At 71.8% G+C, this 21536-nt stretch carries 13 protein-coding genes; 3 read left to right on the forward strand and 10 right to left on the reverse strand.

The window, feature by feature from the left end:
- The first annotated feature begins 295 nt into the window (after positions 1 to 295).
- Positions 296 to 715, forward strand: coding sequence for a hypothetical protein (locus tag GPA10_RS10835; RefSeq protein WP_343040654.1), 420 nt, complete (start codon positions 296 to 298; stop codon positions 713 to 715).
- A 231-nt stretch (positions 716 to 946) separates the two neighbouring features.
- Here the strand turns inward: GPA10_RS10835 and GPA10_RS41655 are convergent, their stop codons facing one another.
- From GPA10_RS41655 to GPA10_RS10875, 8 genes are all read right to left on the reverse strand, one after another.
- A complete protein-coding gene (locus GPA10_RS41655) occupies positions 947 to 1528 on the reverse strand; it encodes a hypothetical protein (RefSeq protein ID WP_343040655.1) in 582 nt (193 codons plus the stop codon).
- A 110-nt stretch (positions 1529 to 1638) separates the two neighbouring features.
- Positions 1639 to 2214 (reverse strand): GNAT family N-acetyltransferase, encoded by a 576-nt coding sequence (locus tag GPA10_RS10845; protein ID WP_157165318.1) that lies wholly within the window; start codon positions 2212 to 2214, stop codon positions 1639 to 1641.
- Positions 2211 to 7097: a hypothetical protein gene (locus GPA10_RS10850; RefSeq protein ID WP_157165319.1), complete on the reverse strand. Its 4887-nt coding sequence runs from the start codon at positions 7095 to 7097 to the stop codon at positions 2211 to 2213. The genes GPA10_RS10845 and GPA10_RS10850 overlap by 4 nt, the downstream gene beginning before the upstream one ends.
- Positions 7098 to 7157: 60 nt before the next feature.
- Positions 7158 to 13517, reverse strand: a complete 6360-nt coding sequence (locus GPA10_RS10855; protein WP_157165320.1) for a type I polyketide synthase — start codon at positions 13515 to 13517, stop codon at positions 7158 to 7160.
- Between the two features lie 48 nt (positions 13518 to 13565).
- Positions 13566 to 15071 (reverse strand): PfaD family polyunsaturated fatty acid/polyketide biosynthesis protein, encoded by a 1506-nt coding sequence (locus GPA10_RS10860; RefSeq protein WP_343040656.1) that lies wholly within the window; start codon positions 15069 to 15071, stop codon positions 13566 to 13568.
- Positions 15072 to 15383: 312 nt separating this feature from the next.
- Complete coding sequence (locus GPA10_RS10865) at positions 15384 to 15671, reverse strand: hypothetical protein (protein ID WP_157165322.1); 288 nt, start codon at positions 15669 to 15671, stop codon at positions 15384 to 15386.
- 131 nt (positions 15672 to 15802) lie between these two features.
- Positions 15803 to 16135: a hypothetical protein gene (locus tag GPA10_RS10870; RefSeq protein ID WP_157165323.1), complete on the reverse strand. Its 333-nt coding sequence runs from the start codon at positions 16133 to 16135 to the stop codon at positions 15803 to 15805.
- 770 nt (positions 16136 to 16905) lie between these two features.
- Positions 16906 to 17775, reverse strand: a complete 870-nt coding sequence (locus tag GPA10_RS10875; protein WP_157165324.1) for a helix-turn-helix transcriptional regulator — start codon at positions 17773 to 17775, stop codon at positions 16906 to 16908.
- Between the two features lie 177 nt (positions 17776 to 17952).
- On the opposite strand from GPA10_RS10875, the gene GPA10_RS10880 reads away from it, so the two are divergent.
- Positions 17953 to 18753, forward strand: a complete 801-nt coding sequence (locus tag GPA10_RS10880) for an NADPH-dependent F420 reductase (protein ID WP_157165325.1) — start codon at positions 17953 to 17955, stop codon at positions 18751 to 18753.
- Positions 18754 to 18788: 35 nt separating this feature from the next.
- Here GPA10_RS10880 and GPA10_RS10885 read toward each other — a convergent pair whose 3' ends face one another.
- The gene (locus GPA10_RS10885; protein ID WP_343040657.1) at positions 18789 to 19763 is read right to left on the reverse strand and encodes an AraC family transcriptional regulator; all 975 of its coding nucleotides are present in this window, start codon (positions 19761 to 19763) and stop codon (positions 18789 to 18791) included.
- 216 nt (positions 19764 to 19979) lie between these two features.
- On the opposite strand from GPA10_RS10885, the gene GPA10_RS10890 reads away from it, so the two are divergent.
- Entirely contained in the window at positions 19980 to 20747 is a 768-nt protein-coding gene (locus GPA10_RS10890; protein ID WP_343040658.1) for an SDR family NAD(P)-dependent oxidoreductase, read from the forward strand.
- Between the two features lie 196 nt (positions 20748 to 20943).
- Here GPA10_RS10890 and GPA10_RS10895 read toward each other — a convergent pair whose 3' ends face one another.
- The gene (locus GPA10_RS10895; protein ID WP_157165326.1) at positions 20944 to 21501 is read right to left on the reverse strand and encodes a hypothetical protein; all 558 of its coding nucleotides are present in this window, start codon (positions 21499 to 21501) and stop codon (positions 20944 to 20946) included.
- Between the last annotated feature and the right edge of the window lie 35 nt (positions 21502 to 21536).

A 21536-nucleotide genomic window follows, 5' to 3' on the forward strand; every position in this document is an offset into this window, starting at 1 on the left:
CGTGAGGAACCGGCTGAGACGCCCTGCAAGAGCCGCTTCCAGCCTTCGCGTCTGCACGCCTTCCTCTTTGTTCGGTGTGGCGCGGGGGTCTGCCGAACAACTGCTCAGCCCGGTGAACTGCTGAACACAACGCCCCACCGGAGCCTGGACCGGATGCAGAGCCGGCCACGGCGCCCGGCCGGGGGCACACCGAAGGGATGCCTTCCGGCCAGCGCAGGCCGAACGGCGTCAGGTGTGCCTTCAGGGGGCCCGCCTCGCCGGTGACCTTCACCGGCGAACAACGAATCGAGGAAACGTGACGGTTGCATCAGCCCCTCGCCTCAAGCGTAAAGCCGCACTCCTGATGATGAGCGCTGCCCTGACCGCCGGGGCAGCCGCCACGTCGGTGGCGGCGAGCCCGTCCACTTCAACCGACATCGGTGTGCAGTCCTGCTACGGCAGCGCCAAGAACTACACGGCCACCGGCAACGGGATCGACCGCGCGTACTGGCCGTCGACCGGCTACAAGTACACCACCGGCAACTGCGACGACATCAACGTCAAGACGAACTACACCCGTACCGTCCGAGCCTGCTGGAAGACTATTCCGTGCAGCGGCTGGGTGAGTGCCCCCAAGGGCCAGTGGACCGTGGTCAAGGACGACGTGCCCAACGGCTGGGGCTTCTATCTCGAGTTCAAGGGCGGTAACAACGGCACAGGAAAGGCCGCTTACTGACGCGACCACAACCGGGCACGAAACCGGGCACGACGCACACGTTGCCCACCAGGCGGCCCGGCCCTGCGCCCGGGTCCGGCCGCCACCAACGCACCGCATCGGACCGGGCTCCCAGGCGCAGGTGGACCCTCAGTCCTCACAACGATGTTCCCGGAGCCGTTCGGCGCCCACGCACACCTGGCCGGCCTACGGCGCCAGAGGGCACGTCGCGGAAAGTGCTGGAGAGTGGATTCACGCCAAGAAGTCCTCGATCAGCTCGACCGGGTTGGCGGCCTTGGTGGCCTCTTCCTCCCAGCCCGGGCAGTCCATGTCGAACACCATCACAGGCAGTGGACGGCCGAAGATCCTCTCGATGGTGCCGCTCTCGTGGAGGTGACGGGCGAGGCCGACAACGGCGTCGTGGAAGTGGAGTTCGAGAAGGCCGGACTTGGCGCGAAGCCCGTCGTCCTCCAGCGTCCGGCCGAGATCGAACTCGCCGTCGTACCAGATGCCGAGGCTCCTGACCTCCCCCTCGAAGAGCGGGCCGCCGACCCGGTCCTCGGGGACGTTGCCGAGCCTGTCAAAGCCCTCAAGGATCCAGAACGCATAGTTCCAGCGCGCCTCCCAGTGATCGGAATCCCGGCGCATCTGCTCCTCGTACTGGCTCTCCGTGTTGTAACCGATGTCCACGTACGGGCGGCGGTTGTCGGCGTCGACGCGCCAGATGTTGAGGGCCAGGACGTAAATCTCACGCTTCAGCTGCTCGGGGACGCGCTCCAGGATGCCGGTGGCGGCCTGCCGCAGATGCGTCTGGAAACTCTTCGGTTCCGTCACAGCGACAGCGTCTCACTCACCACCCACACCTGCATGCCACCATCCGGGACTCGAACAGCCCGGGATCCGCTCGCCCCTCGGAACGCCCTCACCCGCGGGTCAGGACAAGCTCAGGTGGCCGCGGCCGGTTCCGCCGTCGGCCCGTCGGGGTGCTGCGGCGGGCCGTCCTGTTCTGGTACGGGGATGGCGAGTTGTGCCGTGCCCTGCTCCCAGCTCTCCACGACTCCTCCGAAGCCGCGGAAGTGCTGGAGGGCGGGTACGTTCTCGCCCAGTACGTCGGCGTACACCGTGCGCAGCTCGGAGCGTGCCGCGGTGCGCAGGATGCGCCGGGTCAGCCAGGTGCCGATGCCCCGGCGCTGCCAGACATCCTCCACCATGAGGGCGAGCTGGGGCTGGTACCCCCGGCTCGCGGGGGCGAATTCGCCCATGGCGATCGTCTGCCCGGCCGGTGTCGTGACGATGAAGTAGTTGCTGTGTCCGGCGAGGAAGTGCTTGCGCAGCATGCGCGGCACGCCGTGGACGGGGGCGTGATAGCGCCGGTAGAGCGAGCGCGGGGAGCAGCGGGTGTGCAGCGCTTCGACGGCCGGTACGTCAGCGGCGGCGGCTGCTCGCAAGAGGAGGCGGCAGTTGTCGACCGTCTGCTGTTCCTCGTCGTCGCGTACGGCGTACGGGTCGGGGGTGGTCATGGGCCTGTTCTCCATTCAGTGGTCGGCCCCTCGGTCAGGCGGAGGGCCAGACCGGTGGCGTGGTAGATGCAGGTGCCGTCGACGTGCAGCCAGCCGTCGCCGCTGAGCACAAGGCCGGCCGCGTCGTGGCGGTGGCCGGTGATGTCCACGTCCACCGTGATCAGGGAGTCGGTGGGGGTCACCTGGCCGCGGTACTTCCACAGCAGAGGGCCGGACGCGGCTGCCACTGGTTCGGTCCGCAGGGGGGTGGTTTCCGCGTCGGTGCCCTGCTGGATCAGGTGGCAGTGCAGCAGCTGGTACATGGCCTCGACGCCCAATGACCCTGGTTGTACGGGGTCCTGGAAGAAGTGCGCGGCGAAGTACCAGTCACCCGGGTCGACGCGTTTCTCGGCCCGCAGTCTGCCCAGGCCCGCGCGACCGCCTTGCGGCCAGTAGCCGGTGAGCCGGTCCAGCATCAGCAGCGGAGTGGAGGTCAGCGGCGCCCGACCGCTGAACCAGCGTCGCGGACGGGAGGTGAGGTCGCCGTCCCCGATCGGTGCCTCGGCCGTGTCGGGCGCGAGCGGCGGAGGGCCGGGCAGCCCTGTCCGGGTGGCGAACGCGTCCGGGGGGAAGAACCCGAAACCGGTGGTGCCGGTGAGGACGCTCACACCGTCGGCCGTGCACTCCAGGTCGAAGAAGACCAGGGCCATCGTGCCGTCGTTGACGTGTTCGCGCAGGGTGGCCCGTGTGGTCAGGACGCGGGCCCCGGGGGGCACGGCCGCGACGAGCTGTGCCTCGCCGTCGAGGTTGCGGAACACCGGGGTGCCGGCCAGATCCCTGGCTGCTCCGGTGTACTGGGCGAGCCAGCCGCACGGTTGCAGGGCCGCTTCGAGGAGCACGGCGGGAGGCGGCGACGATCGGTTGCCGTCGTCGCGGAACCAGGCATGCTCCGCGATGTCGTACTCCGACTCGATGGCACTGCCCGGAGCCGGCGCGCCCGGTGCCGCCGACAGCCGGGTGATCCGGGTGAGGCACTGGTAGGGCGGTGCGGGAAGCCGAATCACGCGTGGCCGGCGGTCGAGCGCGAGGTGGGCGGGCCCGAGCGCGTCGCTCGGCCGTCCCCACGCCGCCGCCAGCATCGACGCGTGATCCAGGCGCAGCCCGTCGCGCACCAGGGCCCGGGAGTCGGTTCCCGACGGGCGCAGGGCAGGCAGGGCGGCCGGGGGAATGTGCGGCCGCGCGCCCTGGACGGGCGCTGCGGCCAGGCGCCGCCACTGCTCCAGCGGCCAGTCCTGGGCCAGCTGGAGTGCCACACCCTGTGCGCGCAGCACGGCAGTTGTGCCGCTCGTGCACACCACGTCCGCCCGGAGGCGGGGCTCGTGGGACTCCGTGTCGACGGCGGTGATGGTCGCCTCGCACGTCACGGGGCCGTCGGGTGCGGCGCCGGGGGTGTGCTGGAGGACGCACCGGGCACCGGGCAGAGGCTGGAAGCGCCAGCCGTCCCGGTCCCGGGTGAGCCCCAGCGCGGTGAGGTGGAAGGCCAGGGCCTGGTGCACGCCTTCCAGGAGGAACGGTAGGCCGCCCGTATCGGACAGGGCACTGCCGGTGTCCGCGAGGGCGGGTGGACGCCGCAGACGGGCGCTCAGGTGCCCCAGGCCGTGCGGGCCGCCGTACGGATCGAAGGACGGGACGTGGTGAAGGACCGCCGTGTCGCCGGTGCCGCCACGCGGGGTGCGCACGTGCGAGCGGGTGGCCACGGTCCACTCGGCGTCGAAGCAGTCGTAGGGCCGGCCGTCATGGAACGCGCGTACCTGCGCGGGGCTGAAGCGTGCGGCAGCGCGGCCGCCTTCGTACGGCGGACCGGACGGGGCGGGGACGGCGGCGCTGCCCGCGGCCGCGGGGTACGCGCGCAGCGTGAGCACGGCACGGTCCGGACCGTGAACGACGTGCTGGAAGGGTTCGCCGGGCCCGTTGCGCCGATGCTGGAGCCGCTCGCCGGGCCCGGGGAGCGGGCCGTGGAGGATCAGCTCCAGCCGGGAGGACCGCCCCGGCGCGCAGGGCGTCGGCGTGGGAGCAGCTTGGAGCATCGTGGACAGGCACACATGTCCGGAAGCGTCGAGCAGGAGCCGGTCGGTCGCACCGGGGGCGCGCGGGTTGTGGGCTTGGTCGTGGCTGTGCGCTTCGGTCGCTCCGGAGGCGCGCGGATCGCGGGTCCGGTCGACGCCGTGCGCTGCGGTCGCACCGGAAGCACGCGGACCGCGGGCCAGGTCGACGCCCTGCGCTGCGTGCGCCTCGTGGCTCCGCAGCAGCAGGCCGTGCAGGTGCCGGTGCTGTGCCAGCAGTGCGGCATGAGCGGCTGCCGCTCGCGTGAGGTCGTCCGCCCGGCCGGGCGGGGGAGGCTGGACGTCGGGCCGGGCGTCGGGCCGGGCGTCGGGCCGGGTGGCAGCCCGGACAGCGGGCCGGTCGGGGCCGCCGGTGGCCGCGTCCGGCGGTGGCAGGGGCGGCGCGGGTGCCATGACCACCGCCGGGCTCGCGGCAGGGCCGCGAACAACTGCACCCGTGGGCACCTGGTGCGGTCGGCCGACGCCCCGCGGCGATGTACCGGTTGCCGCTGCCAAGTGAGCGAGGAGCGCCCGGTCGTCGGCGGTGACGCCGGCGGCGACAAGTTCCGCGCACACGGCGAGCAGCCGCTCCAGGCCCCGCCCGTCGGTGGGGTCCAGGGCGAGGGCCAGGTGCGGGCGATCTCCCAGGATCTCGCGGATCCACTGGGTGCACCGCTCCTTGGGCCCGTGCTCCACGAAGACCCGTACACCGTCCGCCCACGCCCGCTCCACCGCGCCGGGGAAGTCGATCGTTCCCAGAGCCTGGGCGACGCTGGCCTCGGCGATCCCGTCCGGAGTCGGGTCGAAGCGGAAGGTGCCCGCGCAGGTGTAGAAACGCACGCCGCCGACGGGGCGTACCGGGCGGTGGAAGTAGGCACGCCACCGGTCGGCGGCGCTCGCGGCCATCGGCGTGTGGACGGCGATGTCGTAGTCGAGCGGCATGGCGTACTCGTGCGGCAGCCGCGCAAGGACCCGGCGGCAGGCCTCGGCTTCGCCGCCGAGCGTGCAACTGCTCGGCGCGTTGACCGTCAGGAGATGCACGCCGGGCTCGTCCCGGACGGCGGCGGCGGCCTCCTGCGGGTCGGTGCCCACGAGGTGGGCGGTCCACGTGGTTCCGGTTACGTCGGCCTGCCGCCATCCGTCGCGGATGGCACGCCAGGGCCGGGTCAGCAGACCGTCGAAGAGCGGGTTGCCGTGGGTGTCGGCCAGGACGGCGGCCGCGTCCGGCCACACACCGGTCGCCAGCAGCGCGCTGATCTCCCCGGAGGAGTACCCGAGGACGGCCTGCGGGCGCAGCCCGAGGACCTCGCGGGAGATATGGGCGTGCACCATGCTGAGGAAGGACGCGGCGTAGATCTTGCCCGCGGCGTCGGATGCGCTGCCGGCACCGGAGTACGCCCACCCGGCCATCGCCTCCGGATCACCCCGGTGACGCAGCTCGTCGACGGCCCGGGGGAAGGCGAGCAACTGCTGGCGGCCCATGCCCGGGTAGGCGGCCGCACCATTGGGGAAGACGAAAGCCAGGTCGCCGGACAAGGGCCGCGCCTGGAAGTACACACCGGGAGGCCGTGGCCTGCGGCGGCCGTCGGACAGCCAGCGCCGGGCCTGCCGGACTCGGCTGGTGTACTCGTCGTGGCCGGCGGCGACGACAACCAGCCGGGCCGGGCCCCCGCGGGACTCGCGCCCGCTTCCCAGGGCACGGATGATCTCCTCGGTGCCGGCACCGGAGAAGACGTACAGACGCCGGTCTGGCGGCTGAGGCGCTGCCCAGGCCTCGGGGGCCGCACTCACCGAACGCAGCCGCAGGGACAGGGCGCCGTCCTCGGCCAGCACGACGAGCGCGGTGCGCCGCGGGGCGAGCCAGGGCTCGGCGTGTGCCGCCGCCCGGGGGCGCGCGCCATGGTGCACCGCTGCCACCGCCGCGGCCACCGCCTCGAGAGCGGCGACACTGCTGCCGCCCCACAGCAACACGTCCCCTTGTGTCCGCTCCGGGCGCGGACACAGCAACACGTCCCCTTGTGTCCGCTCCGGGCGCGGTACGGCGGAAGCACGCAGAACCAGCCGGTCGTTCCGCTCCTCGTCAGGATCACCCTCAGCGATGCCGGGGCCCGAAACATCCACCACGGCGAGCGGCCGGTAGGCGCCGGGACTGCGTGTGTGCGGCGCAAGGACCACTGCCACCGCGGCGCAACAGGCCCGCTCCTGCCCGCAGTCACCGGCCGGTCCGGGCATCCCCGCCGCTGCCGACGCGACGATCACCGCCCCGGCGTGTCCGTCCAGCGCGGCCTGCGCCGCGTCGTGCAGCACCCTCGTCCCGGCGCCGGCGTCCACGCGGACGTCCGCAGCAGCCAGGTCCGGGAGAGCGGCCAGGTCCGGGCGAGTGGCCAGTAGGGTGCGCGCCCGTGCCGCCGCCCCGCCGGGCCCGGAACTCAGGACGACGAGGGTGCCGTCGGACCGTTGCGGCAGGCACGCCACCGCTTCCCGGACCACGGCGACAAGCGCTTCTGCCGCGTCGCCGCACGGAACCGCCCGCGCTGTCCCGTTGCTCGTACCACCGGCAGCGCGTCGGCCGGTGACGACCCGTTCGACGAACGCACGCGTACCGCCACCGTCGCACGTACGCACGGCGAAGGCCCGCACCGCCGCCACCGGCCGCTTCTCGTCCCCACCGGCAGCGGGGGAGGGGCTGGGTGCGCGGGAGCGTCCCGCCGGGTGGACGGGGCGCCGCGCACCGCGCAGCGCCGCATCCGGCACGGGAGCGTCGTCCTCCTGCGATGAGTGGGTTGCGTGTGCTGCGGCCATGAGACTTGTGCTGCTCCTGAAGTGGTGTCGTCCGCGCCAGTGCCGGCGGAGGCGACGTGGTCATGTGGGGCGCAGGACCTGCTGTACGCGCAGGAGTTCGGCGATCGGCGCCTGAGGCGGGCCGAGCAGGACGTCGCAGCTGGCGAGCCCGTCGCCGGCCGGTCCGGCGTACACCGTGCACGGCACCGTGTCCTCGACCGGTCCTGGCCGGTGCCAGCGGAAGTGGCCGATGCCCATGGGCAGGGTCGGGCCGCCCAGCAGGTGCTCGGCCCACAGTCCGGCCAGTTGCAGGGCCCCGTCGACCGCTGCCGGATCGGACACCCACGGCTCCGCCCGCCACTCCATGTGCCGCACACCGGCCAGCTCGCCGCGCGCACCCGGGACACCGACCCCTTCGAAGCCGCGCATCACCTGGAACGCGGGCCCATGGAAGAGGACATGGCCGTCATACAGCTCGGCCCGTGGCAGCGGCCCCAGTTCCTGTGCGCGGATGTCTGCCGCGTCCCCGGCCCCGCCCCGGGCCCCTTCCGGGGGCGGGACGCCCGGGGTGACGCGGTAATGAAGCGTGCCGCTGTCGCCGCTGTGGCCGCTGTGGCCCTGCAACTGCCAGGCGTCCGGCTCCCCGTCGGACCGGACGCGGTGGATCAGCAGGCGGTGCTCCGCGCTGCCGAAGTCCTCCAGGGCGATGCCGCGCAGGACACGGAGGTCGCTCAGCTCGACCGGCGCGTACGGATCGTGCTCGCGCAGCAGCCGGGCGAACCACTCCGCCACGTACGCGAGGGGCACCACGGGGCGGCCGCCGACCGCGTGGTCCGCGAAGTGCGGGTGGCCGTCGGCCGCGAGCCGCAGCTCGGCCAGCGGCGCGCTTGCCTCTGCCGGTACCCGCTGGGCCAGTGGCGCGCTTGCCTCCGCCGGTACCCGCTGGGCCAGTGGCGCGCTTGCCTCCGCCGGTACCCGCTGGGCCAGTGGCGCGCCTGCCTCCGCCGGTACCCGCTGGGCCAGTGGCGCGCCTGCCTCCGCCGGCACCAGCTCGGTGCCCGCCGCGTGCGGGAGCAGGATCCTTTGGACGGGGCCGTCGCGCACGAGCTCCTCCACCAGGGCGCGGGCCCCGGCGGGCGGGTCGATGAGCGGCGTCCCGACGGCAGTGAAGTACTCGGCCAGATGCTCCGTCACCATCCCGCCGTCCCAGGCCCCCCACACCAGAGCCCTGGCGCGCAGCCCGGGACGCGCGGCAGCCTGAACGGCGACCAGGTGGTTGAGTGTCTCGTTGGCCATCGCGTAGTCGCTCTGCCCCGCGTTGCCCGAGCGGCCCGCGACGGAGGAGAAGACGCACAGCAACCGCAGCGGATCCGAGGCGGTGGCCGCCAGCAACGACTCCAGACCACCGACCTTGGTCGTGAAGACCCGGTCGAACTCCTCGTCGGTCTTGTCCTCAAGACGCCGGTCCGCCAGGACGCCCGCGCCGTGCAGGACACCGGTGACCGGCCCCCACTCGGCCCTGACCTCCTCCACAACCCGTGCCAGCGCGTCGCGGTCACGGTTGTCGAGGGCCGCGTACCGCACTTGAGCCCCCGCCCCCCGGCAGGCGGCGAGGGTCGCGGTGATCTCACGCACGGCCATCACCCGCCCCGCGCGTGCGGCGGCGTCGGCGGGTTCGGGCAGAGCGGCGCCGTTCCGCCGGGCATGCTCGATCAGGGCCGTGCGGACAGCGCGTTCGTCCTGGGCGGCCTCCAGGTACGTCGGCTCCTCCCGCAGCGCGGTGCGTCCCAGGAGCAGCAGCCTGGGCCGGTGGGCCCGTGCCAGCGCGACGACGCACTCGGCGGTCACCCCGCGGGCGCCGCCGGTGACGACGAGGACGTCCTGCGGGCCCAGCACGTCCCCGGCGCCGGCGGCGGGGGAGGGAGCCGTGCCCGCGGCAGGCCGCCGCGTCCTCACCAGCACCCGCTGCGCGCCGTGGTCGGGCAGACCCACGTCGGTGGCGGCCCCGCCGTACAGCAACTCCTCGGCCACCGCACGGGCGACCGCCCGCGCGGTGCGCTGTCCGCGCGCGCAGTCGACGGCCTTCACCCGGGCCGTGGGCCACTCCCGGGCGGCGGTACGGGCCAGCCCGGCGATCCCGCCAAGACCGGCACGCGCGCCGTGCGTGCCGGCGAGACCGAAGTCACCGCCGGTGTCCTGCACGGTGACCCACATACCGCCCGCACGCATCGCGGGCGCCACGCGCCGCGCCGTGCGGAAGAGGTCACGGGCCAGGTTGCAGGCGTCCTCGGTGCCGGTCACCGGGCGCAGACCGTCCAGGGACACGAGCGCACGCGTGTCCGCGGGCACCTCCCCGGCGCACACGCGGGCCTGGACGCCGTGCGGGGCGAGTTCCTCGACGAGCGCCTCCGCGACGCCCGTACCCTCGTCCGTGATCAGCACAGGGTGCTCCGCGAGCCCCGGCAGCCTCGTGCCCGGAGCAGGAACCGGCTTCGCCTCCAGGTCGAGGCGCTGGAGAGGAAGGTTCTTTGCCGCCTGCTCCGGCGGAGCGTCGGGCCGGGGCGTTCGCTGTCGCGCGAAGGCCGCTATGGCAGGCTGCCCGTCCTCCTCCTCCGGCAGGTTCTCCTTCAGCACGGCGGCGACTTCGCCGAGGGTCCGCAGCCCGGCGGCCCGTCCCGCATCCAGCCGGGGCAGCTGCGGAAAGCGCTTGCGCAGCGAGGAGAGGATCTGCACCCGCTTGATGGAGTCGATGCCCAGGTCGGTGTCGAGCACCAGGTCCGGCTTGAGGACGTCGGCCGGGTATCCGGTCAGCTCGGCGACCACGTCGAGCACGGCGTCCTCCGCCGACTCGGGTCCGCCCTCGCCGGGCTGGTCGCCGGACGGCCCGGCGACCGCGGTCTCCGACACCCGCGGCGCCGCCTCGACGGACACCGGCGCGGCGTACTCGGACGGTTCACTCGAAGTCACCGAAGCACCGTCGGCGGCCGGCCAGGCGTGCTGCCCGCCGTACTGCCCGTCGACCGAGGCGGCCGACGCTGCCGCTGCCGGGTGCGCGGGAGCCGACAGCAGGACGGGGGCGGGCTGCATGTGCCCGGACGCCGGTTCCTCCCATGCGGCGGCCTCGTACACCGGCTCGCTCTCGTGCCCGGTACGAGGCTCCGCCGCCGCATCGGGCGCGAGAGCGGGCGACGGCAGGGCGGGGCCCGCGCCCATCGCGGCGGACACCCCGTGCACGACGGCTTCCACCGTGCGCAGGTAGGCGATATGACTGTCGGCCATCGAGCGCTGGAAGGCCGCGTGGGTCTGCGTGGTCTGACGCTGTGCCTCCTGCAGCACCTGGAGCCAGGGCGACCCGCAGGGACCGTGCGCCCCAGGAGGCACCGACACAGCGGCCGGGGCGTGCGGCGGGGCGTCGCTCTGTGCGGGCAGCACCCCGCGGGCGGTGGCAGGCACGCCTTGGGGCGCCGGTGCGGCAGCGGCGTCCTCGGCCTGCGCGGCGGAGTCCGGCGCGGTGCCGTTGCGGGGCTCTCCGGCGTGCGGGTAGGGCTTGCCGTAGTTCGTGCCGAGAATGGTGATCCTCCTGCTTGCTGCCTGCCCGTCGGCCTCTGCGGCGTCGGCGGGCACGGGGACGGGTGGGTCGGCGAGGTGGGCCCACAGCGGGGCGAAGTCGACGGGACGGCCCTGCGTCGCCAGAGCCCCCAGGACGTGGTGCAGGCCGCGCAGCGCCTCCTCGCCGGGACGGTCCACGGCCACCGAGAGATGAGTACGGTCCCGCAGGATCTGGCCCGTCAGCGACGTGAGTGCGCTGCCCGCGCCGAGTTCGACGAAGGTGCGGACCCCTTGCCCGTACATGGCCTCGATCTGTTCCGCGAAGCGCACCGGGGCCGTCAGATGCCCGGCGAGATGCTTGCGGATCTCCCGCGGCCGCGGGGGATAGGGGGCAGCCGTGGCGTTCGCGTAGACGGGACGGTCGGGCGTTCTCACCTCGATTCCGTCGAGGAAGCCGGCGAAGGGGACGGCGGCGCTCCGCACCAGCGGGGTGTGGAAGGCACCGCTCGTCCGCAGCCGCCGTACGACGATGTCCGCTTCGCCGAAGGCGCGCTCGGCTTCCTCCAGCGCCGTCAACGTTCCCGACAGGACCGTCTGTTGAGGGCTGTTGCGGTTGGCCACCCACACCTCGCCGGCGGCGCAGTGTTCCACGACCTTCTCCGCCTGCTCGGCGCCGCACCCCACGGCTGTCATCCCCGCGGGCTGCTCGGTCGCGTCCCGCAGCAGTTCACCGCGGCGCCGTGCCGCGGCCAGCAGATCCGTACGGCTCAGGACCCCGGCGGCGTGCAGGGCCACCAGTTCCCCGAAGCTGTGCCCGGCCAGGAAGTCGGCGGCCACCCCGACCGCGTCCAGGACGGCCAGCTGCGACAGTGCGAGGCCGGCCAGCGCCGGCTGCGCCCATTCGGTGGCGGTCAGCCGCTCCGCCTGTGCCTGCCGCTCCCGCTCGTCGAACACGGGCGGCGGGAAGACGACATGGTGCAGCGCCGTCCCCTCCTCGGGGCGCCAGTCGGCGAGCTGGTCCCACACGTCCTGCGCCTGCGGGACGTGCAGCGCCAGCCCGCTGCCCATACCCGGGTACTGGCTGCCCTGCCCGGACAACAGGAAGGCGACCGGCCCCGGGTCGGGGGCGCCCACCGCACAGTGCACGCCGCGTGGGTCGTGCAGCTGCGCGTCAGGTGTGGCGTCCAGATGCTCGGCCACCTGCTCCAGCAGCCGGCTCAGCTCTTCGGCGTCGGCCGCGACGACGGCCAGCCGCGCGTGCGCCGACGGATCGAAAGCGAGCTGCGCCGCCCGTGCCCTGTTTGCCAGCGGTGCCCGCTCCGCGGCCGCGGAGCGGGCCCGTGCGGCGAGGCCCGCCGCGCTGTCCGCGCTCAGCACGACCAGGTGGCAGGGAGCGGCGTCCACCCGGGGCGGCAGGCAGGCGCGCACCCCGGTCGGCGGCCGGTACTCCTCCACGGTGAGGTGGAAGTTGCTCCCGCCGAAGCCGAAACTGGAGACCGACGCACGGCGTGGATGAGCACTGCCGCGGATCCACGGGCGGGCCTCGGTGTTGAGATACAGCGGCCCCCGGGCCAGAGGCAGCCGCGGGTTGGGGCGTTCCACCTTGTACGTCGGCGGCAGGACTCGGTGCCGGAGCGCGAGGATCGCCTTCAGCAGACCGGCGCCGCCCGCCGCTCCCTTGGTGTGTCCGATCTGCGACTTCACCGAACCCACCGCGCACCAGGGCGGGTCCCCGTCCTCGGCCGCGGCCCCGAACACAGCGGACAGCGAACGGAACTCGGCCACGTCCCCGGCCGCGGTGCCGGTACCGTGCGCTTCCACCAGCTCCACCGTGCGGGGACTGTAACCGGCCTGGTCGTACGCTCGATCCAGCGCCCGTTGCTGTCCCTCGGGCAGAGGCGCGTAGATGGCCGTGCCCCGGCCGTCCGACGAGGCCCCCAGGCCGCGCAGGACGGCATGGACACGATCGCCGTCGCGCTCGGCGTCGGCGAGACGCTTCAGGGCGAACAGCACCAGCCCCTCACCGAGCATGGTGCCGTCGGCGCCCTCGGAGAAGGGCCGGCAGTCACCGGTCGGCGACAGGGCGGGCGTCTTGCTGAAACTCAAGTACCACAGAATGTCGTTGAGGGTGTCGGCCCCGCCCGCCAGCATCATGTCGCAACGGCCCAGGACGAGCTCGTCGGTGGCCATCGCCAGCGCTGCCAGCGAACTGGCGCACGCGGCGTCCACGGTGCAGTTGGGACCGTTGAGGTCGAAGCGATTGGCGATCCGACCCGCTACGACGTTGCCCAGCAGCCCGGGGAAAGTCGCCTCCTGCCACGGCACGTAATGCCCGGCGATGCGGTCGCACATCCGCTGTGCGGCGGCCTCGTCCATACCGCCTTCGCGCAGCGCCTTGAGCCACACCGGCCGCTGCGTCCGTGCCGCCATGTCGCACGACAGTTGCAGCACCCCGGTACCCACCACCACACCGACCCGCTCCCGCTCCAGGCGCTCCAGGTCCCCGCCGGTCGCGTCCATCAGGGCGTGCTGCGCGGCCACCAGGGCCAGCAGTTGCGTGGTGTCCGTGGCCTCCAACGCCTTGGGCGGGATGCCGAACGCCAGCGGGTCGAAGGCGACGGGGTCGAGGAACGCCCCGCGTTTGGCGTACGTCTTGTCCGCCGCCCGCGGATCCGGATCGTAGTAGTCGTCGATCAGCCAGTGCGTCTTTGGCACGTCCCGGATCAGGTCACGGCCGGACAGGATGTTGCGCCAGTACGGCTCGGGACCGTCCGCCCCCGGCAACAGGGCACTGAGACCCACCACGGCGATGTCCAGCGCACTCGGACCGGCGATCCGGCCACCCGCGTCCGCGCCCTGCCCCGCAGGATGGTCGGTGGAACTCTGTTTCACTCTCTACGCCTCAGTCGGATGACACGGCCGGCACTTCCGAGAAGTCGCTCAGGCCAGGGGACGGGGTACGAAACGAAACGCCGCGTCGGGCACGGGAAGCCCGCAGGTGCGGAACTGCTGTGCGCGGGTGACGACCGCAGCCCCCTCCAGAAGGTTGCAGGCGATCTGCGCAGCCGTGCGCTCCCGCGAAGCGGCGAGGAAACTGCCCGACACCCACGAGTTGAAGGCTCCCAGCGCCGGACCGGCCCACAACTGGTAGTCGGCGCGCCGGTCCGCGACACCCTCGATCGCCCACCGGGTGGACTGCCCCAGATACCAGCGGAAGAGCAGCGCCATCCGGTGCTTGGCGTCGGTGGCGGCACGGGCACACTGGCCGGGATCACGTCGCTGCCAGTACCGCTCCGTCTCCCGCCACACCTCCCCCACGGGTGCACGCAGCACGTCGCGCTCCAGCCAGGCGACATCCCTCGGGGACAGCTCGTCGAGCCCCGAGTGACGGCGGTACAGCTCGTGGAGCCGCTGTGCCCGGACGGCGAACATCGTCCCCTTGGACAGCACTTGCACGCGTGCACCGAGTTCGAACATGTCCGCGGAGGGTGCCATCGTCACCTCGTCCACATCAGCCGCCGCAAGCAGTTGCTTGGCCTGGGGCGACAGGCCCGCCTCCACCGCCGTCTGGTTCACCGACCCGGTGACGACATAGGCGGCCCCCATCGCGAACGCCGCCGCGACCGCGTCGGGCGTGCCCAGACCGCCCGCGGCACCCACCCGCACTCGGTGCCCGTGGGCGCGCTCCATCACGTCGCGCAGCTGAAGGATCCGCAGCAGCAGCGCCGTCAGGGACTGGTTGTCGGTGTGGCCGCCGCTGTCGGCCTCCACGGTCACGTCCTCGGCCACCGGTACGCTCTCGGCCAGCCGCGCCTCCTGCGAGCTGATCCGGCCGTCGCGCACCAGATCGTCCAGCAGTTCCCGCGGCGCCGGTGACATGAACATCCGCGCCGTCTCCGGCCGTGACACCTTGGCGAACACTCTGCGCGCACGCACCACACCACCCGCCCGGTCCGTACGCAGTCCCGCGGCGGCGCAGCGCACCACCGGCGCCGTCAGCTCCATGAACGCGGAAGCGGAGACACATGGCACCCGGTGACGCAGCAGCAGTTCCACGGTGTCCGTCTCCGCCTGCGGCTCGGCGGGGGAGTGGATGAGGTTGACGCCCCAGGGCGCGTCACCGCAGCGCCGGCCCAGGGCGAGCACGGCCTCCTCCACGCGCCGGGGATCCAGTCCCGCCGCACCGAAGAGCCCGAGCACGCCACCGGCGGCGGCCGCCACCACCAGGTCGACGGCGCTGATGCCGTTGGCCATCTCACCGCAGACGTAGGGGTAGCGAACCCTGTGCGCCTGCAGAAAGCCTCGGTCGCCCAGCCACTCCGGATAGATGCCGGGCAGCACCCCCAGCTCGGTGCATCCACCCGCGGCCACCGCCACCGGGACGGCACCCCGCGCGCCGTCCCCGGGCCGAGCCAGAAGGCGTACCGCCGTGCGCGGCTGCTGCACGAGCCGGACCAGCCCCTGAGAGGAGAAGGCATCCAGCCTCTGCGCCTCCCCTTGCTGCGGGCTGCGCCGGTGCGAGTGAACGGGGGTGGGCGACGGTGCCCGCGTGGTGCTGTGCATGGCGGTGGAAGGTGCCTCTCTGATCTGCGCATGTGTTCTACGACCACCGCTGGTTCCGGTTACGTGGCATTCAGGTGAAACGGAATGCGCTCTCTTGCTGTGTTCCGCTGTGCCTCGACCAAGCGTGCATGGCGTCACGTGGCAGGAGAGAACTTGACGACTGGCCCTAACGGCACGTGGAGGCGCGACAGCCCGTCATGGGCGGGGTTCGCCCGGCTCGTCGGCACTGGTGCGGTCTTCGTCGGGGGCGAGGTCGGGGCGGGGTTCGGGGGCGGGGTGCGGTTCGGGAGTGAGACCCAGGAGTCGACGGCTTCGGTGTACTCGCTGGCGGCTGTGCTCGATCCGGTGATGGCTTCCGCTGACGGCGGCCTGGACCCCGTTGATGAGGGACCGGCTTCGTTCGATGGTCCGGCGTGAGGTCTGTACCGGGTCGGGGGAGGCGTATCCGGTGAGCTGCTGGGGTGGTGTCGGGGGCTGGTCCATGGCCGCTCCTGGTGGGGCTGCTGGGTGTCTGCGGGAGGGACGGGTTGTGCGGGGTGCCCCCCTGGTGGGCGGAGGTCTTGCTGCCTTCCGCGACGGCAAGCGGGCCCGCCCACCGGGGTGTTCCGGGTTGGTCAGGCTTCTGTCAGGCGCAGGGTGTCGATGTGGTCCCAGCCGTGAGCGTGGAGGCGTTCGCGCAGTTCGAGTTCGGATCCGGCGCGCAGAAGCAGACGCTGGGGCGGGGTGAGGCGCAGCGCGAGGAGGATGAGGGTCTCCAGGACGCTCGTGGCCAGGACTCGCAGGCCGGTGAGGTCGATGACGATCTCGTCGTTGAGCTGGGCCTCGTCGGTCACGGCGACGAGGAGGGGCCCGCGGTGGGTGCTGAGGGCTTCGCCGTGCAGGCGCACGCCGGGATGGTCGGGCAGGGGGATGATGAGGAGCTGGTCGTCGGTGAAGTAGCCGCGCATCGCCGGTCTCCGGATGCTTTGGTGCGCACCGTGAAGGGGACAGCCGGGCCGGGTGGACGGGGCCGGGACGGCGGGGGCGGGGCGATCCCGTGAGCGGTGCTGTGTGGCGGGTGCAGGGTCCCGCTGTGGCAGCCGCTGGCGTGGTGGGCCCCAACCCGGGCCCGAGAGATCGCCGGAAAAGCGGGTACTGCGCTAACAGCACCGTCAACCACGGACTGTAACCGAGCATACTCCTCCCCACTCCCACGGAACAGGCATATTCCGGGCGGGAGCGGCCGCGCACGGCATGGGAGGTACGTGCGGCCAGGTTCGCCTGCACCGCCGTCCCCTTGTCGCGGTGGTTCCGGGGGCGACGGGAGACACGCCCGGCGCCCGCCCGACTCCTGGCGCCGGTGTGATACCGAGTCCCCCCCGCGCACGGTCCCTGCACCACTCCGCTGATCGCATTCAGCAGACGGCACAGGCGACGGACTGTGAGACCACCGGGTAGCTATACGTGGCGATGGTGCGCAGGGACACAGCGAAGCCCCCTCACCACGTGAGGGGGCTTCATGCGGAGCGCCCGGCAGGCCTTGCACCTACATTTCCCATCGGATGATGGGCGTCTTTCCTTGGACCACAGACGCGTGACTCCTGTGCCCTGCACCGGAGTTATAGCAAGATCATACACGAAGTTCGCGGCACCGTACGCCGGTCGGTCCGGTGCGGGGCCCCGACGGCGGGGAGCTGGCGCAGTGGGCGTCCGTGCCCCCCCCGCGTGATGCCGGTGTTCAGTGTGCTGCTGCTGCTGCGGCTGCGCGGTCGCGTACGCGGTCTCGTAGCAGGGCGAGTTTCTCGACAGCGCCGGTGTCCGGAGCGGCCCAGTTCAACACGATGTGCAGGTCGGCGCGTTCGATGGTCATGATGTCGCAGTCGAGGACGATCTCGCCGAGCTCGGGGTGGACGACTGTCTTGTGTGAGCGCCCGATCGGCAGGGTTTCGTAGCGGGTCCAGAGAGTGGCGAAGCGTCGGTTGGTCTCCCGCAGTCCGTTGATCAGCTCGGTGACGGCGCGGTCGTCGGGGTACCGGTCGGCGGCCCGGCGCAGGTCGGACACCATCATGCGCTCGAAGGCGTCGGCGTGGGCGGGCCCGCGCTCGATGCGGGAGGTGCCAGGTGCGGGCGGGGCGGCGAAGTGCCCCCAGATCAGATTGCTCGACCGGGCGTCGGGCTCGACCGGGCTGCCGAACAGCTCGGCCCAGAGCGGGTTGCTCTGCACGATGTCCCAGGAGGCGGTGAAGACGGCCAGCGGGGTGTCGCTCATCCGGTCGATCATGCGTTGCACGCCGGGTGGCACCTCGCGGGGCACCGTCCCGGACGGCGGGACGACCGCGTCCGCCAGCCGGTAGAGCAGTTCGCGATCCACGGCGTTGAGCCGCAGTGTCTGCGCGAGGGCCGCGACGACCTGGGGGGAGGGGTTCTTCGCGCGGCCCTGTTCGAGCTGTACGAGGTAGTCGACGGAGATGCCGGCCAAGACTGCAAGCTCCTCGCGGCGCAGGCCCGGAACTCGTCGGTTGCCTGCGATCGGCAGACCGACCGCGGCCGGGCCGATGCGCTCTCGCCACGCCCGCAGGGCTGGGCCGAGTTCGGTGTGGGTGGTCATGAATCCAGTATGAGTCCGCTGCTGAGGGGCTGGGTGGTACTGGCGCTACCAGGGACGACAGCGCCTGGTGCACCCCTGTGGCCACGCCGAGTATCGACGTGTCAGTCCAAGCGCGTCACAGACGCGGCGGAACCTGGCGCCGGCTCGCGGCGCCTTTTGTCCAAGGAGATGTCCAAGATGGCACCCACCATCGGAATCATCGGCTCTGGTCTGGTCGGCGGCTCCGTCGCTCGGCTGGCTGTCGACGCCGGCTACAGCGTCGTACTCAGCAACTCTCGAGGCCCGGAGTCGATCGCGGAACTCGTATCGAAGCTCGGTCCGCGTGCGCGCGCCGCAACGGTCGATGAGGCGATCGAGGCCGGCGACATCATTGCCTTTACTGTCCCGCTCGCGAGTTTCGAGGCCCTGCCGGCCGGCGCGTTGGCCGGGAAGGTCGTCCTGGACCAGACGAACTACTACCCGGAGTTCTGGCGGAACGCCGAACTCGATGCCGGGAAGCTCACCTCCAGTGAACTTGTGCAGCGGCACCTCAAGGACTCCCTGGTCGTGAAGGGCCTGCACAATCTGGACTGGAACCACATGTACGCCAACGCCCGCCCGAAGGGCGACGCTGAGCGGACGACCTTGCCGATCGCGGGCAATGATCCCGCTGCCAAGAAGGCGGTGACGCGGTTCTTGGAAGCGGTCGGCTACGACGTGGTCGATGCCGGCTCGCTCGCGGAGAGCTGGCGCATCGAGCCCGGGACGTCCCTCTACTTCTGGCCGTATGCCCCTGCCGTACCCGACGGGCTCACCGGTGACGAGGAGAAGCGTTTCTACCTCGAACACCCGGTTCCGCCCGTCTCGCCCGAAGCCGCCCGCACGATGATCGACAGTGCGCGACGACCGTCACCCGTCGGCGGCACGCTGGCTGGTATGCCTCCCGCCCACGTCGCCATTTTCATGGACCAGGCGAGCGCCAACACGGTGAACAAGTAACATCCGGTGCGGTGAGGCCCCGCCCGACGGGGGTCTCACCGCGCCTGTCGGCGTGCCTCGTCGCGGAAATATCGGGGAGAAGACCCGACCACGCGCCGGAATGCCGTACTGAAGGCGCTCTCGGACTCGTAGCCCGTCGCGGCGGCCAGCTCCGAGATGGAGCGGGTGTCACTGCGCAGCGCGTCACGGGCCAGGCTCATCCGCCACTCGATGAGGTAGGTCAGCGGGGCTGTGCCGACCTTGGCCTTGAACGCCGCGGCGAACGCGGATCGTGACATGTGGCTGATCGCGGCGAGCTCGTCGAGCGTCCAGCGTCGGCCCACATCCGCATGCATCGCGCGCAGGGCCGCCCCGATGCCGTCCTCGACCAGCGCCCCGAGCCAGCCGACGGGACGATCGGTCTGATCGGCATGGACGCGCAGCATGTGGACGAGGATGAGCTGCGCGAGGTGCTCAAGGACAAGGGGGCGGCCGACGCCGGCGGATTCCATTTCCGCGACCGTGAGGGCGGAGAGGTTGGCCAGGAGCGCTCCGCGGGGGTCGCCGGCCCGGACGAGGACGACGGGCGGCAGCACGTCGAAGAGCACCGAGGCGTTGGCCTCCTCGAAGACGAAGTCGATGCAGCACACGTAGGTGTCCTCATCGTCCTTGGCGCCGATGCGCACCTCGCCGTCGTGCTCGCTCTCGTGAAAGGCAGTGGCCTTGCCCGGCGGCACGTCGAGAACGTCGGCCAGCGTGTAGGACGGCGGGTTGTTGAGCAGGAAGAAGTCGCCCTTGCGCAGCAGTACCGGCTCGCAGCCGTCGAGGGCCATCCAGCACCCGCCCTTGAGGACGACGCCCAGCTTCACGTGCGTGGGGGGATCGAAGCGCACGGCCCAGGGAGAGGCGGCGTGCACCCGGGCCGGGACGACCGCCTGCGTGCGCAGCAGCCGCAGCACATCGACGATCGGGTCGCCTGATCCGACAGACCCGTCCCGCCTGGACGATGCGTAAAGTTTCTGGGACGACACATTATTCATCATACGCGGGCGCGCTCCTACGGTGGGGAACGTGAGCAACGCACTGACGGTGTCCGCCACCGGCATCCCCACCAGTCCTGCCCCCGCGGAGCCGTAGCCCTCCTGGACGATCAGTGAAGTCCCCGTACTCGCTGCCCAGACCGTCCGAAGCAGGGCGCGACAACGCGCCACGATCAGACAAATCCTTTTCACAGTCAGGAATGACCCGTGTCGAAGTCACTCGCTGGAAAGACCGCCCTCGTCACCGGAGGCTCGCGCGGAATCGGGCGCTCGACAGCAGAACGCCTCGCGGCGGAGGGCGCGCTCGTCGCGCTCACCTACAACGCCGGTAAGGACGGTGCCGAGGAGACCGTCGCAACGATCGAGAAGGACGGCGGGAACGCTTTTGCGCTCCACGCGGACCTCGTCGACGCGGAGTCCATCCCCCACCTGTTCACGCGACTCGACGACGAGTTCACGCAGCGCAAGGGAGTCCGGACTCTCGACCTGCTCGTCAACAACGCAGGGAACTCGGGCTGGGGCGGCCTCGCGGACACCACGCCGGACAGCTGGGACACGATGTTCGCGGTCCACGCCCGCGCGCCGTTCTTCATCGTTCAGTCGGCGCTGAGCCGCCTCGCGGACGGCGGACGGATCATCAACGTCTCCTCCGGCGCCGCTTCGCGACCGATGCAGGCGGTCCCCGTCTACTCCATGGCCAAGGCCGGCATCAACAACCTGACGCACGCCCTCGCGATGGAGTTGGGGCCCCGAGGCATCACGGTGAACGCCGTCGCACCCGGCTGGGTGCGTACCGACATGAACGCGGCCGTCCGCGAGAACGCGGATATGGCGGCGGCGATCGAGGCGGACACGGCCCTGGGACGCTTCGGTGAGGTCTCCGACATCGCTTCGGTCGTGGCCTTCCTGGCGTCCAACGAGGGCCGCTGGGTGACCGCCCAGGTCATCGAGGCGAGTGGCGGCTACAAGCTCTGAACTCGCCCGGAGGCACCGCGATGAACCGGTGGACGGACCGGCCTCCCTGGAGCCGGCCGAGGGGACGTCTGACAGCTGCGAGGGTCAGGAGCCGGAGCCGCACCTGGTGCCGTCGGCGCGGGACGTACGGCCGGAGCGTCCCATGACGGGCGATCCGGCCGCACGCCGGTGACCATGCTTCGAGGATCGCGCTTGCTCAGTAGTTCTGGATCGAGCTCACGCGGTCGTTCCAGCCGCTGCGCATCGCGGACTCGTAGTGGTTGGCGTTGGTGTTCCCCGGATACCAGTAGCCGCGCCCGTCGTTGTGCTCCGCCAGGTGGGCCTTGCAGCTGCCGGTGCGGTACGAGGACGTCTTGTCGTTGAAGTTGTAGCGGTCGAGGTTCTGCCAGCCACCCTTGTCGTAGAACTTCAGGTCGCGGCCGCGGCCGCCGTTGTGCTCATAGACGTGCAGCGGACGGCTGCACGCCACTGCGGCCTGCGCCGGCGTCATCCGTGCCAGCAGCTTCGCCGCGTGCGCGTCACGCTCGCCCGTTGTACGGAAGCACGAAATCCCGCCCTGTGCCCGCGACACCGCACACGCCTTCGCCTGCCCCCAGTCCTGTGACAGATCGATCTTCTTGCCTTCGAACGTGGCGAGGTTCCCGGCAGGGCCGGCCGACGGTGACGCCTGGGCGGTCGCGTGCAGACCGCTGACGAGTCCGAGGGTCAGTCCGGTGGCTGCGAGGACCGTGACGATCTTCTTGCGTTGCGACATGTTTCTCCCTTTCGTCAGTACTGCGCTGGAACGCG

The organism is Streptomyces typhae (assembly GCF_009755605.1).
GTDB classification, from domain to species: Bacteria; Actinomycetota; Actinomycetes; order Streptomycetales; family Streptomycetaceae; genus Streptomyces; species Streptomyces typhae.